At 58.6% G+C, this 14062-nt stretch carries 14 protein-coding genes; 6 read left to right on the forward strand and 8 right to left on the reverse strand.

Annotated elements, in window-relative coordinates; all coding sequences use genetic code 11:
* The first annotated feature begins 67 nt into the window (after positions 1-67).
* On the forward strand, positions 68-1192 hold the full coding sequence (locus LRK71_RS11580) for an aminotransferase class V-fold PLP-dependent enzyme (protein WP_232403832.1): 1125 nt from the start codon (positions 68-70) through the stop codon (positions 1190-1192).
* Positions 1193-1323: 131 nt separating this feature from the next.
* Here LRK71_RS11580 and LRK71_RS11585 read toward each other — a convergent pair whose 3' ends face one another.
* From LRK71_RS11585 to LRK71_RS11595, 3 genes are all read right to left on the reverse strand, one after another.
* Positions 1324-2523 (reverse strand): UbiH/UbiF family hydroxylase, encoded by a 1200-nt coding sequence (locus LRK71_RS11585; RefSeq protein ID WP_232403833.1) that lies wholly within the window; start codon positions 2521-2523, stop codon positions 1324-1326.
* 113 nt (positions 2524-2636) lie between these two features.
* Entirely contained in the window at positions 2637-2888 is a 252-nt protein-coding gene (locus LRK71_RS11590; protein ID WP_232403835.1) for a hypothetical protein, read from the reverse strand.
* A 131-nt stretch (positions 2889-3019) separates the two neighbouring features.
* On the reverse strand, positions 3020-3676 hold the full coding sequence (locus tag LRK71_RS11595; protein ID WP_232403837.1) for a pyrimidine 5'-nucleotidase: 657 nt from the start codon (positions 3674-3676) through the stop codon (positions 3020-3022).
* Between the two features lie 192 nt (positions 3677-3868).
* Here LRK71_RS11595 and LRK71_RS11600 point away from each other — a divergent pair, with 192 nt between their 5' ends.
* Positions 3869-4522: a GntR family transcriptional regulator gene (locus LRK71_RS11600; protein ID WP_232403839.1), complete on the forward strand. Its 654-nt coding sequence runs from the start codon at positions 3869-3871 to the stop codon at positions 4520-4522.
* A 64-nt stretch (positions 4523-4586) separates the two neighbouring features.
* On the opposite strand, the gene LRK71_RS11605 is transcribed toward LRK71_RS11600, so the two are convergent.
* Together LRK71_RS11605 and carA are read right to left on the reverse strand one after the other, a co-directional pair.
* Positions 4587-6599 carry a glycosyltransferase gene (locus LRK71_RS11605; protein WP_232403849.1) on the reverse strand — a complete coding sequence of 671 codons (2013 nt, stop codon included), beginning with the start codon at positions 6597-6599 and terminating at the stop codon, positions 4587-4589.
* Positions 6600-7031: 432 nt separating this feature from the next.
* Entirely contained in the window at positions 7032-8195 is a 1164-nt protein-coding gene (gene carA, locus LRK71_RS11610) for a glutamine-hydrolyzing carbamoyl-phosphate synthase small subunit (RefSeq protein WP_232403852.1), read from the reverse strand.
* A 234-nt stretch (positions 8196-8429) separates the two neighbouring features.
* Here carA and LRK71_RS11615 point away from each other — a divergent pair, with 234 nt between their 5' ends.
* The 3 genes from LRK71_RS11615 to LRK71_RS11625 all read left to right on the forward strand — a co-directional run bounded on the left by LRK71_RS11615 (position 8430) and on the right by LRK71_RS11625 (position 10157).
* Positions 8430-8903, forward strand: coding sequence for a GatB/YqeY domain-containing protein (locus LRK71_RS11615; protein WP_232403853.1), 474 nt, complete (start codon positions 8430-8432; stop codon positions 8901-8903).
* Positions 8904-9018: 115 nt separating this feature from the next.
* The gene (locus LRK71_RS11620) at positions 9019-9711 is read left to right on the forward strand and encodes a hypothetical protein (RefSeq protein ID WP_232403855.1); all 693 of its coding nucleotides are present in this window, start codon (positions 9019-9021) and stop codon (positions 9709-9711) included.
* A 152-nt stretch (positions 9712-9863) separates the two neighbouring features.
* Positions 9864-10157 (forward strand): DUF1330 domain-containing protein, encoded by a 294-nt coding sequence (locus tag LRK71_RS11625; protein WP_232403863.1) that lies wholly within the window; start codon positions 9864-9866, stop codon positions 10155-10157.
* 52 nt (positions 10158-10209) lie between these two features.
* Here the strand turns inward: LRK71_RS11625 and LRK71_RS11630 are convergent, their stop codons facing one another.
* The gene (locus LRK71_RS11630) at positions 10210-10695 is read right to left on the reverse strand and encodes a DUF2244 domain-containing protein (protein WP_232403873.1); all 486 of its coding nucleotides are present in this window, start codon (positions 10693-10695) and stop codon (positions 10210-10212) included.
* Between the two features lie 160 nt (positions 10696-10855).
* Positions 10856-12529, reverse strand: coding sequence for a cytochrome c oxidase subunit I (locus LRK71_RS11635; RefSeq protein WP_232403875.1), 1674 nt, complete (start codon positions 12527-12529; stop codon positions 10856-10858).
* Between the two features lie 343 nt (positions 12530-12872).
* On the opposite strand from LRK71_RS11635, the gene LRK71_RS11640 reads away from it, so the two are divergent.
* Positions 12873-13298, forward strand: a complete 426-nt coding sequence (locus LRK71_RS11640) for an HIT family protein (RefSeq protein ID WP_232403877.1) — start codon at positions 12873-12875, stop codon at positions 13296-13298.
* A gap of 59 nt (positions 13299-13357) precedes the next feature.
* Here LRK71_RS11640 and lipB read toward each other — a convergent pair whose 3' ends face one another.
* The gene (gene lipB / locus LRK71_RS11645; RefSeq protein WP_232403878.1) at positions 13358-14017 is read right to left on the reverse strand and encodes a lipoyl(octanoyl) transferase LipB; all 660 of its coding nucleotides are present in this window, start codon (positions 14015-14017) and stop codon (positions 13358-13360) included.
* Positions 14018-14062 lie beyond the last annotated feature (45 nt).

Below are 14062 nucleotides of genomic sequence, written 5' to 3' on the forward strand. Positions count from 1 at the left end.
TCTGCAAGGCAACCGCGCCCGGCATCCAATGCGGGCAGGCAGTCATGCAAAAACATCGGAGACTATAATGGCGCTTTTGAACACTGTGGACCCGGACGGTCTCGACGAATTCTCGGTGGTCTTCACCGATCGCTCGCTCAATCATATGTCAAAGACCTTTCAGGCGGTGATGCTGGATATCAACGCCATGCTGAAAGAGGTCTACCAGGCCGAGGCGGTGGCGTTGGTACCGGGCGGCGGCACCTACGCAATGGAGGCTGTCGCGCGTCAGTTTGCCAAAGGCCAGGATGTTCTGGTGGTGCGCAACGGCTGGTTTTCCTATCGCTGGAGCCAGATCTTTGAAACCGGTGGCCTGACGGCCTCCTCCACGGTGCTCAAGGCCCGCCGGGCAGGAAATGAAGACCAATCGCCTTTTGCACCTGCCCCCATCGAGGAGGTCACCGCGACCATCCGCGCACAAAAACCGGGTATCGTCTTTGCACCACATGTGGAAACCGCCGCCGGGGTCATTCTGCCCGAGGGCTATGTGCAGCAGATGGCTGCCGCCGCGCATGACGTCGGTGCGCTGATGGTGCTCGACTGCATCGCCTCTGGCTGCGCCTGGGTGGATATGCAGGCCAGCGGTGTCGATGTACTGATCTCAGCCCCGCAAAAGGGCTGGAGCGCCGCGCCCTCTGCAGGCCTGGTGATGTTCTCGCCGCGCGCGCTTGCCAGGCTAGAGGATACGACCTCCGACAGCTTTGCCCTCAACCTCAAACAATGGCGCGCCATCATGCAGGCCTATGAGGATGGCGGCAATGCCTATCATGCAACCATGCCCACCGATGCCCTGCGCGCCTTCCGCGATACCATGCTGGAAACCCGGGACTACGGGTTTGAGCGCCTGCAACAGGCTCAGTGGGACTTGGGAAATTCTGTGCGCGCGCTGCTGGCCGCCAAGGGCGTCACATCGGTGGCGGCGGATGGGTTTGGCGCGCCGGGCGTTGTGGTCAGCTACACCAGCGACCCAGAGGTGCAAAACGGCAAGAAATTCGCCAGCCTCGGCCTGCAGATCGCCGCTGGCGTGCCGCTGCAATGTGATGAACCAGTGGCATTCCGCACTTTTCGGATCGGCCTCTTCGGCCTTGATAAACTCTATGACGTCGAGGCAACGCTGGCGCGCCTGCAAACGGCCCTGGATCAGATACTCTAAGGCCCATTTGCAGGTAAAAGGTGTCAGGTGCGGGGCCTTGATTTCATCTTGCTAAAAATACCTTCGCCGAAGGCCCCGGCTTTCCCCTTGGGAAAGCCGGTTTCCTATGCTCTCCCCCGCGTGCCGCGCCCCTAGGATTTCACCCCAAGCCCCATCTGCATCAGGCTGCGCCGTACAGGAGCCAGTGAATAGAGCGCATTGAGTCCCAGCGCACGGAGGTCGCGCAGCGGGCGGGCTTCAATCATTGAGCTGCGGTTCAACAGATCAATTCCCTTCACCCGTATCAGGATCTCGCGGTGGCGCGCCCGGTGGTAGGTGGCCAGCATTTCAGCATCCCCCAACCCCTCTGGGCGGGCTTCGGCCAATTGCAGCAGCAGGCGCAGATCACCCAGTGACATATTCAGTCCCTGTGCCCCGATTGGCGGCACCACATGGGCGGCTTCGGCCATCAGGGCCAGGCGCTGATTTTCCAACCGCGCTGCATACTGGCTGATGATGGGCCAGATGCTGCGGCGCGAGGCCAGCGTCAGCGGGCCAAACAGCCCACAGCTGCGGCGGGTCATTTCCGCCTCAAACTCGGTGGGATCCAATGCCTGCAGGGCATCGGCGCGCGCTGCCCGTTCCATCCAAACCACCGCAGAACAGGGCTGGCCCTCGTGATCGGGCAGCGGCACCAGGGTAAAGGGCCCTCCCGAACGGTGGATCTCGGTTGAGACATTCTCATGCGGGATGGGATGGGTAACAGCAAAGGCCAGTGCCTTTTGTCCATAGCGCGTTGTCTTGACAGGAATACCCGCTGCCTGCCGCATCGGTGATGTGCGGCCGTCACAGGCAATCACCAGCCTAGCGCGGATCTGGCTGCCATCGGTCAGGGTGACGCGGGCTTCATCACTGCGGGTAAACAGGGTTTCTGTGCCGGTGCCGACGCGGAAATCCACATTGGGCAATTGGCTGATCCGCGCCAGGATCTCGCGGCGCAACAGCCAATTGGGCAGATTCCAGCCAAAGGGTTTGTCGGAAATATCAACGGCATTGAAATCCTTGGTCACCCGCGGTTCCGGGGTTGCTCCACCGGCATCGACAATGCGCATGATCTGTAGCGGCGCGGCGTGATCGGCCAGGCTCTGCCAAAGGCCAAAACGCTCAAGCAATTCCTGTGCGGGCTGCAAAAACGCCGTGGTGCGCAGATCCGCCCCGGCGCCATCGCGGGTGGTTACCGGGGGTGTCGGATCAACGCAGATCACTTGAAACCCGGCCGCCCCAAAGCCTGCCGCAGCGGTGAGACCGGCAACACCGCCACCGGAAATCAGAATATCACATGTTTCACCCATGGCCCTGCCTCCTGTCGTTCTTGTTCAGATAGGCTGGCAGTTGCAGCAATGACAAGCAGCATCTTCGCTAGGCGTCGCAGGGCAGGGCCAATTCCGTGCCCCAGGCCCAGAGCCTAGCCCCGGGTGATGGCGATGAGCAGGGTAAAGATCACCGGCACCAAGGCAACGGCGGGCAAATAGAGGCCTGGAATGCCAAACAACAGGACCGAGCACCCCCAAAGGCAAACCAGGCTGATTAGGGCGTAGATGAAGTTTTCTTCCGGGCCATAGGCGACTTCTTTGGCGATCCGTCCCAACAGGGGCAGGGCAAAGAGGATACGTTGCCATAGGGGCAGGCGGTCGGGAAGGTTAAAGGCAAGAGCCATGCGCGCGATCCTTATGAGTGTCTCGCAGCTGCATATAGGATGGAAAAGATACCTTTTGGAGATCTGTTTGCCGCTTCCTGACGATCTTGGCTGCGGCAGAATGTCCCCGCCGCGACCGGTCCCAGGCGCAGTTACAGGATCTGGGCCAGAAATCCGGTCAGATCATCGGTTTGGTGATGGATGTGGCTGCTTTCATGGTCTTCATCAAGTGGTGTCGGGGCGACATAGACAGTGCGCATGCCCATGGCATGGGGGGCTGAGAGGTTGCGCGGATCATCCTCGAACATGGCGGCGGTGGTGGCATGAATGCCGGCTTTTTCAAACACCATATCAAAGGCGGCGCGCTCTGGCTTGGGCCGAAACTCTGCGTCTTCCACCCCGTAAATCCCATCGAACAACCCGCTAAGGCCCCGGGCGGCTAGAACGCGTTTGGCATAGGGCGCGCTGCCATTGGTATAGACGATACGCTTGCCGGGCAGCGCGTCAATGCGGGCGGCCAGGGCGGGATCCTGTTCCAGGTGATCCAGTGAGATATCGTGCACGGCATCCAGATAGGGCAGGGGATCCATATCATGGTCACGCATCAAGCCGGCAAGCGTGGTGCCGTGATCTCGCCAATAGCTGCTGCGCAGATGATCCGCCTCGGCTTGGTTGACCCCCAGTTGGGCCATCACGTAGTTGGTCATCTTGACCTCGATCTGGTCAAACAACCGGGCTGAGGGGGGATACAGCGTATTGTCCAGGTCAAAGACCCAGTGGCGCACATGAGAGAAGGATGTCTTGATCATGGTGCTGGCTTAGGCAGGCTGGAGCCGATTTGCAATCGTGTTTTCTGGCGGGCCAGTGGCGCTATGGTGGTCGGGCTGCTTGGTTTCTCGCCTGGCTTCTGGCCTGGTTTTCTGGCTGATCGGTGCGCCAAGGCTTGTATGCCATGGCATGACCTGTAGGAATATACAGCGACCGTCTAAGTGGGAAAGCCGATGAACCAGAGCCGCAGCAACCAGAACGATGCCTATTCCCTGATCCTGGAAGCGATCGACGTGGGTGTCTATAAGCCGGGCGACCGTCTGGTGGAAAGCGATCTTGCCGAGAAATTTGGCGTCTCGCGCACGCCAATCCGTGAGGCCCTTCAGCGGCTTGAAACCCAGTCGCTGCTAGAGCGGGACGGGCGTTCACTTATTGTCGCCTCGCTGGATCACAATCAGATGGCTGAACTTTATATGGTCCGGCGCGAACTGGAAGGCCTTGCCGCCAGTTTGGCGGCGCGCCACGCTACCGAAGAAGAGGTGCGGGTGCTGCAGGATATGGTCAATGCGGATGACGCGCTGGTTGATATGCCCTCTGATCTGGCCAAGGCCAACCGACGGTTTCACGAACAGATCCACCTGGCCTCGCATAACCGGTATCTGGTGCAGCAGCTGAACCTGGTGCATCGTTCCATGGCGCTGATGGCGACCACTTCGCTGGCGGCCGAGGGGCGTGGCGAAATTGCCCAGGCTGAACATAAACGCATCGTCGCCGCCATCCAGGCGCGGGATGAAGAGGCGGCGGGGCAGGCGCTGAAGGATCACATCTCTGTCGCCTTTATGACCCGGTTGAAACAGGATGCCGGCGAACGTGGCAAGGGCCGCTAGCGGGTTTTGCGCCGGGTTCAGGCGCTATTTCTCAGGCAGAGGGCATAGGGTTTTCAGTACCTTATCAGACCTGCTCGGCATTGTCGGCGCGGTTTTTGGTGCTGGCGGTCTTTTCGGTCTGCGACCGCGCTTCTTTTGCCTGCGCTGACTGGGACTGTGCTGACTGGGCTTCGCCAAGATACGCCGCGACATAATCGGGCTGGGCTGTCTGTTTTGGCCGGGGCGGCGGTTCTGGTTCAGTGAAAGCCGGATTGTCGGAGGGGCCAAGATGGTGCTGTGCATTCGTGTCGGGGGGGTGAACCCCATGGCTGGTCTTGTCCCAGAAATAGGGATCATACAGCAGTTCATACAGGGCTTTGTATACGGCAATAGGCCCCATCAGATAATAGAACGGCAGCACCGGCACCCAGAGCGCCAGGCCAGGTCGGCCTGAGGCAAAGGCCCCGAATGCGGCGATGATCATGCCGCAAAGCTCAAAAAATACTAGCCAGGAAACCCCAAGATAAAGCAGATGTTCAGGAAGAATTTCGGCGCTGGGATGGGGCACGCCAAAGGCGATCAGCCAATAGGTCCACAAAAAGGGGGACAGCAGAAACTGGCCAACCGTGCCCAGAAAAAACGCCTGAAAGCCCAAGAAGCCGGCCCAGCCGAGTTCACGGGCCAGTCGAACGGGCTGGCGCATATTGACCAGATAGGTGGCCATAAACCCCTTTAGCCAGCGCGAGCGTTGGCGGATCCAGGCGGGGAGGTGACAGGTGGCTTCTTCATAGGTGGCAGTGGGCAGCATCTGGGTGCGATGACCCGCGCGAAACAGGCGCACCCCAAGATCGGCATCCTCGGTCACATTATGGGCATCCCAGCCGCCCAGATCATCCAGCACAGCGCGCCGTATAAACATGGTGGTCCCGCCCAGTGGCACCACCAGCTTAAGCTGCGCAATCCCCTGCAATACGATGCGGAACCAGCCTGCATATTCCAGGGTGAAACAGCGTGACATCCAGTTGGCCCGAGGGTTGTAATAATCTAGAACGCCCTGAAAACAGGCCACATCGGGCGGTGCCTGGGCAAAGGCGGCGGCGACCCGGTGCAACTGATCGGGTTGCGGTGCATCTTCGGCGTCCCAAACCCCGACGATGTCGCCGCGACAGAAATTCAAAGCATAGTTCATTGCGCGTGGCTTGGTGCGCAAGCTGCCCCAGATTGGCACTTCGATCGCCTGCATCCAACTGGGCAGGCTGGCCTTGGAAATGGCTTGCTGCGTGACGGTATCACCTTCTTCCAGCACCAGTATTACATCCATCCGCTCTGCGGGATATTGCAGCCGCCCCAACCGTTTGAGCAGGGCAGAGCTGATCGCGGCCTCCTTGTAGAGGGGCACGAGAACGGAAATCTTTGGCAAAGCTTCCGCAGGGGGGGGCGGGCTGGTGACCGACTGTTGCGGCTGCGCGCCGCTGGCAAGTGGCGCTTGGTGTGCCTTCGCCCGTGTCATCAGGTGGGCTGCAAGCCCAGCTAGTTTCAGCACCGTATAAAGCATCAGCAGGATCAGCGCTGCGCCGCAACAGACAGCAAAGACCTCTAGCGGGAAAACGATAGAGAGCGACACGAACGAACTGACCGGCAGCAATTGTTTCAGCCGCTTTGAGCGTGAAAACAGGGTTCTGGTACTCAGCTCGGGTGCGATGCTGATATTGGCCTGCCGGGCCATGGCGGTTTTGAAATGCTGCTGCAGCAGTGGCAGGATCTGGGGTTCGGTGGCCAAGACCGGGATGAAGGGGCCAAAGCGGTCTGTCAGAACTTGCCTTTGGCTTTCCGCGACCTCGGCGCTGCCAAATGCGATGGCAACGGTATCGCCAAGTTGTACCCAGGGAATTGCGCAGTTGCGCAGCCAAAAATTGGCAGGCATCCGGTTCAAGAGCGGTATGCTCGGCTTATGTTTGCTAAGGTCTACGGTGCGCAGAGCAAGGGCCTCGGCGCGGAAAACGCCATCGACCGCCGATGGCACCGATGGGGGCGTTGATATCGCAGCGGAAGAAGGCACCGTGGCGGCCAGTGTGGCCCACGGGCTGGTCTGAGCCATCTTGGCAATGCGCCCTGTCTGGTCCGCAGGGGGCGTTTGATCCGCAAGGCCCGCCGATTGCAGTGACGCCGCCTGTTCGGGCAGGACAGTGGCGGGCAGCGCAAGGAGGTGCCTGTCAGTGGGCGTCGGCGGATGTCGCAGTGGTGGTGGCAGCTGGCCCTTTGTTTCGATCTCTGCCGGTCGTGGCGTCCTGTGTTTTCCCGGTTGTTCGTACCGGGGCGCGGCATTGGAAACGGGTGTGGCCGCCCCTACTCTGGTTGCCCAGACAGAGCGGCGAAGTCGTCTAGATCTGGGAGGCTGCGAACCGGGCATGCGATCACTCAACACCAAAAAATCTCAGATGCTTGATGCATCCGAGATTGTTTAGCGTGACCTAGGCAAGGGGAGAGCTCAACAACCCTGGCGCGATTTTACCAAGAATTTACACAGGCTTTACGAGACTTTTCTGGTCGCCATAGCTTCGGCAAAACGTTCAAATAAATAGAAGCTGTCTTGCGGTCCAGGGCTTGCCTCTGGGTGATGCTGGACGGAAAATACCGGGCGCCCGGTCATGCGAATCCCACAGTTCGACCCGTCAAACAGCGAGACATGGGTTTCTTCCACTCCTTTGGGAAGGCTCTGGGAATCGACAGCAAAGCCATGGTTCATCGAGGTGATTTCAACCTTGCCAGTGGCGTTTTCCTTGACCGGATGGTTGGCTCCGTGGTGGCCGTGGTTCATCTTGACGGTCCGGCCGCCAAGCGCCAGTGCCAGCATCTGATGGCCAAGGCAGATGCCAAAGACGGGCAGGGTGGTGTCCTGCAGCAGGCTTTGGATCATCGGTACCGCATATTCGCCAGTGGCAGCGGGATCGCCGGGACCGTTGGATAGGAACACCCCATCGGGGCTATGCGCCAGAACCTCTTCGGCGGTGGCGGTTGCTGGCAGGACGGTCACGTCACAGCCAGCCGAAGCCAAGCAGCGAAGGATATTGCGCTTGGCGCCATAGTCGAGCGCAACGACCTTATGCACAGGGGTTTCCTGGCGGGGATAGCCCTCGGGCCAGGCCCAACGCATTTCATCCCAGCGATAGCTTTGGGCGCAGGTTACCTCTTTTGCCAGATCCATGCCTTCCAGCCCTGCCCAGGCGCGGGCTTCGGCAATCAGGGCCTCGACGTCAAAATTGCCGTCGGGATCATGCGCCAGGGCCACATGGGGGGCACCCAGCTGGCGAATGGCGCGGGTCAGGCGGCGGGTGTCGATACCGCCAATGGCGATCCGTCCAGTACGGCTGAGCCAGGCTGCCAGTTCTTCGGTGGCGCGCCAGTTGGAGGATTGTGTCGGATCCCATTTGACCACCATGCCGGCGGCCACGGGATCTGTTGTTTCGTCATCTTCTGGGGTGATGCCGGTATTGCCGATATGCGGAAAGGTGAAGGTCACGACCTGCCCGGCATAAGACGGATCGGTCATGATCTCTTGGTAGCCGGTCATAGCTGTGTTGAAACACAGTTCGGCCACGCATCGACCGGTGGCGCCAAACCCGGCTCCGTAAAAGACGGTGCCATCGGCAAGCGCCAGGCATGCGGTTGGCTTGGACGGTGCGGAATCGGCCATGACGAGACTCTCCTGAGGGTTAAATTCATCGGCTTTTAGGGGGCGGCGGGCGTGGGGTCAAGCCTGCCTGGTTTGCTTGGGCGGTTGGAAAAGCCGCGCCCGGAAAATGAACTGTCGTGCGGCGCACTGAAACTATTGCTTGCCGTCAGGTAGGTTGCAACGGCTGGTCCTTGAAATGCGCGGAGGGATTGGCTAGAGGTGCCAATTCCGCTTTCCTGAGGATGGATATAACGTATGGATATGCGCACCCTGGTCAATCAGGCTCTGAAAAAGGCAATGAAAGACAAGGACGCCCAGCGGCTAAGCACGCTGCGCCTGATCAACGCTGCAATCAAGGACAAAGAAATCTCGACCCGTGCAGATGACGGCGAGATTGCCATCGGCGATGACGACGTTCTGGCGATTCTTGGCAAAATGACCAAACAGCGCAATGAAAGTGCCCGCGCCTATGAAGAGGGTGGTCGCCTGGATCTGGCCGAGCGGGAACTGGAAGAAATTGCAATTATCGAAGAGTTCCTACCCAAGCAGCTGAACGATGCAGAAATCCGCGCTGCCGTAAAGGCCGCCGTGAGCGAAACCAGTGCCGCATCAATACGTGATATGGGCAAGGTGATGGCGACCCTGAAGGGCAAATTCACCGGCCAGATGGATTTCGGCAAAGTCGGTCCCATGGTCAAGGACGAGCTGTGTAAAGACGGCGGCTGTTAGCAGGCGGCAGATCAAACGCGCGTAGATGGCCTTGGCAGTCATCGCTGCGCGAAAGTTTGTTGACTTTTGCAGACATAATCAGTGCGGTGTGAGTATTCATAGAAGGATATTCTTGATGGACCGCATTGTAATGATCGTTGTCTCTATCCTGTTGGGTGGGGCTATTGGGTATTTTGTCACGACGCAGTTTGGCGAGAAGGTCGATGCTCGCGTACAGGCGGTTATATCCGAACCCAAGCTGGTTAGGCGGGTAGAGGTGACAGAGGTCTATTCTCAGAATACTGCGATCGCGATCAGAGAGAACACGACCTTCGGCTATGAAAACAACGCAGCGATGATGAAGCAGTGGGATTCGACGGCCCAAATTGGCGTTGATTTCACGAGCTTTGATTGGACGCAGCTCAACGGTATCGGACAGCCGGTGCCTGATGTCGGAACCGTTATCGTTTCCGGAGAGCTGCCGCCGCTGGAGGTGTTGAACAACTTTGCGGTCACTGGTGCCGAGGAGAACACGGTTGTCAGCCGCAACCGGGGCTATGACGAAGAGTCGGAGCTGGGGCCGCTTTTAGATGCACAAAAGCAAAGCCTGATGGATTGTATTGCAGACCGCGCCCTGTACCGGCAGGAAACGATCGATAACGCACATGAGGTCATCCTGTCGCTGGTCTCTGCCGCGATCCCGCCTCGCGAGGATGGCAGCGCACCCGTCGCCTTTTCGCTGAAGTTTGCCAATGAGCAGGAGTTGAAGGCGACGATTGCGCAGCGGATGGCTCAGCCGCAGGCCTGTGATCAGGTCGTCTATGATTAGCCATCACTGATTTCAGCGCGCCAAAGGCGGCTGTCGTCAGGGCGATAAGCCCCAGGAACCGCTAAGTGATAAGTCTTCGACAGTTGCCTCCATATATCTTGGGTATATATTCAAGGCGCATATGAGGATCCGACCCTGGGGGAGGTAGCAGCATGAAAGCCTTTATTATTGGTAGGATGCAAATCCATAACAGGGATTGGATGGGCGAGTACTTCGCAAAAATTCCCAAGGTCGTTGAAGAGCATCGGGGGCAATTTCTGGTACGCGGCGGCGATCCCGAGACCATGGAAGGGAGTGAACCGCTGCCGGATGCTGCGTTCGTCATCTCGTTCCCGGACCGTGCCCATGCCAGGAGTTTCTGGAATTCTGATGCCTTCCAAACGCTTGCGGTGTTGCGCCAGTCAGGCTCCACGTTGAACGCCATCTTGGTCGATCTGCTTCCGTGATGAAATGGCGGCTTTGTCACGCACAGTCGTCTTTTAGCCGACAGTTTCGCAGTCAAAAAACGCCCATAAGCTCGTCATAGAGTGCCTTGCGCTCATCCTCAGACAAAAACGCGCCGATTTCCACTTCGCGGTTGCCACCGCGCAGCGTGATATAGTTGGGCACGGGGCCATCCGTGGGGTGTAGTTCCACCGTCACCCAGTAGCGATTGCAGTGCCAGCTTTGCTGCGTGCCATCCGAATTACGCCGCGCCAGCCTGGCTTCGGCGGTGTCGATTGTCAGGACTTCGATAACCTGGGCATCGCGGCGGTTGCGGTCTAGCGCCCATTTCATGCCAAACAGCGTCACGACCAGAAAGGGTAGAAGCCCCCAAAACACTGCAGACCCGGCAAAGACCAGCAGTGGCAGGGCGATCAGCAGCGCGGTTATTGCAATGAAGCGTGCGTAGCCTTTTGGCGGCAGTGACTGATGCGGCCAGAGGTGCATTTCGCAGGGGGCCTTAGCGGTGCTTGGCGGTGGGGTGATCCAGGAATAGGGCATCGGGGGGCTTTATTAGTGGCGCGGTGCTGACGAAGTGGTCTTGGTATTTATCTATGTCCCTGCCGACTTTTCAAGCAGGCAGCTCCATGCAGTGAATGGCCAAAGAATAAGGCCCCGAAGCGGATGCTTCAGGGCCTTATTAATTATGTGTCACGTCACCTTAGTGGGCGTGGGGTTTATCCCAGTCTTCCTGCTTGGGCAGGATCTCGAAGGTATGCTCTGGTGGTGGGCAGGGCAGGGTCCATTCGAGAGTGTCGGCGTATTCATTCCAGTAGTTGTTCTGGGTGATCCGGGCGCCGCGCAGCAGCGAATAGATCATCACACCAAAAAACAGAATGAAGGATGCAAAGGACAGGAAGGCGCCATAGGACGAGATCTTGTTCCAGTAGGCAAAGCCTTCGGGATAGTCGATATAGCGACGTGGCATGCCCTGACGACCCAGGAAGTGCTGGGGGAAGAAGGTCAGGTTGGCACCAATGAAGAACATCCAGAAGTGAATCTGTGCGCCCAGCTCGTTGTACTGCCGACCAGTCATCTTGCCAAAGTAGAAGTAGATGCCCGAGAAGATCGCGAACACAGCACCCAAGCTCATGACATAGTGGAAGTGTGCAACCACATAGTATGTGTCATGATAGGCACGGTCCACAGCGGCCTGGCTCAGCACCACCCCGGTTACACCACCAACGGTGAACAGGAAGAGGAAGCCGAAGGCAAACATCATCGGTGCTTTGAACGAGATGGAACCGCCCCACATGGTGGCAATCCAGGAGAACACCTTAACGCCTGTGGGCACCGCGATGACCATGGTGGCCAGCATGAAATAGGCCTGTTGGTTCAGGGACATGCCAACGGTGTACATGTGGTGCGCCCAAACGACAAAGCCCAGAACACCAATTGCGATGATCGCCCAGACCATGGGCAGATAGCCAAACACGGGCTTGCGCGCAAAGGTGGCGATCACATGAGAAATGATACCAAAACCCGGCAGGATCACGATGTAGACTTCGGGGTGACCAAAGAACCACAGAATGTGCTGATACAGGATCGGATCACCGCCACCGGCCGGATCAAAGAAGGTGAAGCCAAAGTTGCGGTCCATCAGCAACATGGTGATTGCGCCAGCCAGAACAGGCAGGGACAGCAGGATCAGCCAGGAGGTGACAAAGATCGACCAGCTGAACAGTGGCACCTTGAACAGGGTCATGCCAGGGGCACGCATGTTCAGGAAGGTGGTGATCATGTTGATCGCCCCCAGGATCGAAGAGGCGCCAGATACGTGCACCGCAAAGATCGCCAGATCCATCGAATAGCCGCCTTCATTGACAGAAAGCGGTGGGTAAAGAACCCAGCCAACACCGGAGCCAAGCTGATCATTGCCGCCAGGCGACAGAACAGAGGCAACCGCCAGCGAGGTCCCGGCCACATAAAGCCAGAAGCTGAGGTTGTTCATCCGGGGGAAGGCCATGTCGGGCGCGCCGATTTGCAGTGGCATGAAGTAGTTGCCAAAGCCGCCAAACAGCGCCGGGATCACCACGAAGAACATCATCAAGATGCCGTGGGCGGTGATCAACACGTTCCAAAGGTGACCGTTCGGGGTGCATTCGCTGGAAGCATCCGCAAAGAAGCGGGCGCCTTCTGCACACATGTATTGAACGCCGGGATCCATCAGTTCAAGCCGCATATAAACGGTGAACCCGACAGAGATGAAACCAACAATCGCCGAAACGATCAGGTAGAGAATGCCGATATCCTTATGGTTCGTGCTCATGAACCAGCGGGTGAAAAAACCGCGCTCGTCTTCGTGGCCGTGACCATGAATGGCTGCGTCTGCCATTAGGTGCCTCCTGTTGCATAACTTTCGGCCCCAGGAAACACTCCGGGTGGCCATAGACTCATATGCGGTTTTAGTGTGCCGTGTTGTGGCCTTCAATGGCGGAGTTTGATCTGGATCAAGAATAATTGTCGCGGGGGCTTGTTTTTGACAGCCTTTTTGCCAAATCCTATGGCCCCACCCCAGATTGGTCGCGGCCAGGGCGTTTGGGGCAGGTTGCCAAGACCGGGGGTGCCAGGCTGGGGGACGCGACGGGGCGCTGCAGCGACTGGGCTGTGCAAGACTTGACCCGCAGGCGCAAACCCGCAAAACCATGGCATGACCTAGCAATCAAGGAGCGCCCGTGATGACGGCCTATGACCCAGAAAACATCTTTGCCAAGCTCTTGCGCGGGGAGATTCCGGCAGAACGCGTTTATGAAGACGACGAAACACTGGCCTTCATGGATATCATGCCGCGGGCCGATGGACATCTGCTGGTTATCCCCAAGACACCCTGCCGTAATGTGCTGGATGCCAGTCCCGAACAGCTGGCGGCGGTGATGGCGACGGTGCAAAAGCTGAGCCAGGCGGTCCTGCGGGCCTTTTCGGCCGATGGGGTGACGCTGCAACAGTTCAATGAAGCGGCGGGCGGGCAGGAGGTTTTCCATCTGCATTTCCACATTCTGCCACGCCACGAAGGCGACAGGCTGCGCCGACCCGGAAAGATGGCAGAGCGCGAGGTGATCGTCGCCCATGCCGCCCAGATCCGCGCCGCCCTGTCCGACGTATAGCGCCCGCGCATAAATCCCCTGGCAGGCGCGATCAGATCCCTGATGGCGCCTGCCCGAGTTCAGGCAATCTCCGCCGCAAAAACATCGTAAAAGCTGCGCTTCAGCGCCACATCAACATCTGCCAGGGTGACAGGTAGCCCAAGAGCCACCAGGCTGGTGACGCCGTGTTCCTGGATGCCGCAGGGCACGATGCCGCCAAAATGCGCCAGATCGGGTTCGACATTGATCGAAATTCCGTGAAAGCTCACCCATTTGCGCAGGCGGATGCCGATGGCGGCGATCTTGTCTTCAGCCAGGGTGCCATCCGCGTGCCGTGGCTTGTCGGGGCGTTCCACCCAGACGCCAACGCGTCCCTCGCGGATATGCCCCGTGAGACTGAATTCCGCCAGCGCCCCGATCACCCAGGCCTCTAACTCTTGCACAAAACGGCGCACGTCATGGCCTCGTTTGGCAACGTTCAGCATGACATAGACCACCCGTTGGCCCGGCCCGTGATAGGTGTATTGGCCGCCGCGTTTGGAGGCATAGACAGGAAACCGATCCGGATCGGTCAGATCCTCGATTTTTGCCGAGGTGCCGGCGGTATAAAGCGGCGGGTGTTCCAGCAGCCAGATGCATTCTTCTGCAGTGCCCGCAGCGATCTGTGCAGCCCGGTCTTCCATAAATGAAATAGCCGTTTCATAGTCGACCAGACTGTCCGACGTGATCCATTCAACCATAAAATGCTGTCCTATTTGGTTACGGCCTGGAAACCCTGACCTCGG

Origin of the sequence: Pseudophaeobacter flagellatus (assembly GCF_021228235.1) — a bacterium.
Taxonomy (GTDB): domain Bacteria; phylum Pseudomonadota; class Alphaproteobacteria; order Rhodobacterales; family Rhodobacteraceae; genus Pseudophaeobacter; species Pseudophaeobacter flagellatus.

Excerpts from the sequence above, each read along its gene's own strand:
- LRK71_RS11595 (WP_232403837.1), bottom strand. The coding sequence starts at position 3,676 with ATGATCAAGACATCCTTCTCTCATGTGCGCCACTGGGTCTTTGACCTG.
- LRK71_RS11605 (WP_232403849.1), bottom strand. The coding sequence starts at position 6,599 with ATGGCTCAGACCAGCCCGTGGGCCACACTGGCCGCCACGGTGCCTTCT.
- LRK71_RS11635 (WP_232403875.1), bottom strand. The coding sequence starts at position 12,529 with ATGGCAGACGCAGCCATTCATGGTCACGGCCACGAAGACGAGCGCGGT.
- lipB (WP_232403878.1), bottom strand. The coding sequence starts at position 14,017 with ATGGTTGAATGGATCACGTCGGACAGTCTGGTCGACTATGAAACGGCT.
- LRK71_RS11615 (WP_232403853.1), top strand. The coding sequence starts at position 8,430 with ATGGATATGCGCACCCTGGTCAATCAGGCTCTGAAAAAGGCAATGAAA.
- LRK71_RS11580 (WP_232403832.1), top strand. The coding sequence starts at position 68 with ATGGCGCTTTTGAACACTGTGGACCCGGACGGTCTCGACGAATTCTCG.
- LRK71_RS11585 (WP_232403833.1), bottom strand. The coding sequence starts at position 2,523 with ATGGGTGAAACATGTGATATTCTGATTTCCGGTGGCGGTGTTGCCGGT.
- LRK71_RS11630 (WP_232403873.1), bottom strand. The coding sequence starts at position 10,695 with ATGCCCTATTCCTGGATCACCCCACCGCCAAGCACCGCTAAGGCCCCC.
- LRK71_RS11625 (WP_232403863.1), top strand. The coding sequence starts at position 9,864 with ATGAAAGCCTTTATTATTGGTAGGATGCAAATCCATAACAGGGATTGG.
- LRK71_RS11640 (WP_232403877.1), top strand. The coding sequence starts at position 12,873 with ATGACGGCCTATGACCCAGAAAACATCTTTGCCAAGCTCTTGCGCGGG.
- LRK71_RS11590 (WP_232403835.1), bottom strand. The coding sequence starts at position 2,888 with ATGGCTCTTGCCTTTAACCTTCCCGACCGCCTGCCCCTATGGCAACGT.
- LRK71_RS11600 (WP_232403839.1), top strand. The coding sequence starts at position 3,869 with ATGAACCAGAGCCGCAGCAACCAGAACGATGCCTATTCCCTGATCCTG.
- carA (WP_232403852.1), bottom strand. The coding sequence starts at position 8,195 with ATGGCCGATTCCGCACCGTCCAAGCCAACCGCATGCCTGGCGCTTGCC.
- LRK71_RS11620 (WP_232403855.1), top strand. The coding sequence starts at position 9,019 with ATGGACCGCATTGTAATGATCGTTGTCTCTATCCTGTTGGGTGGGGCT.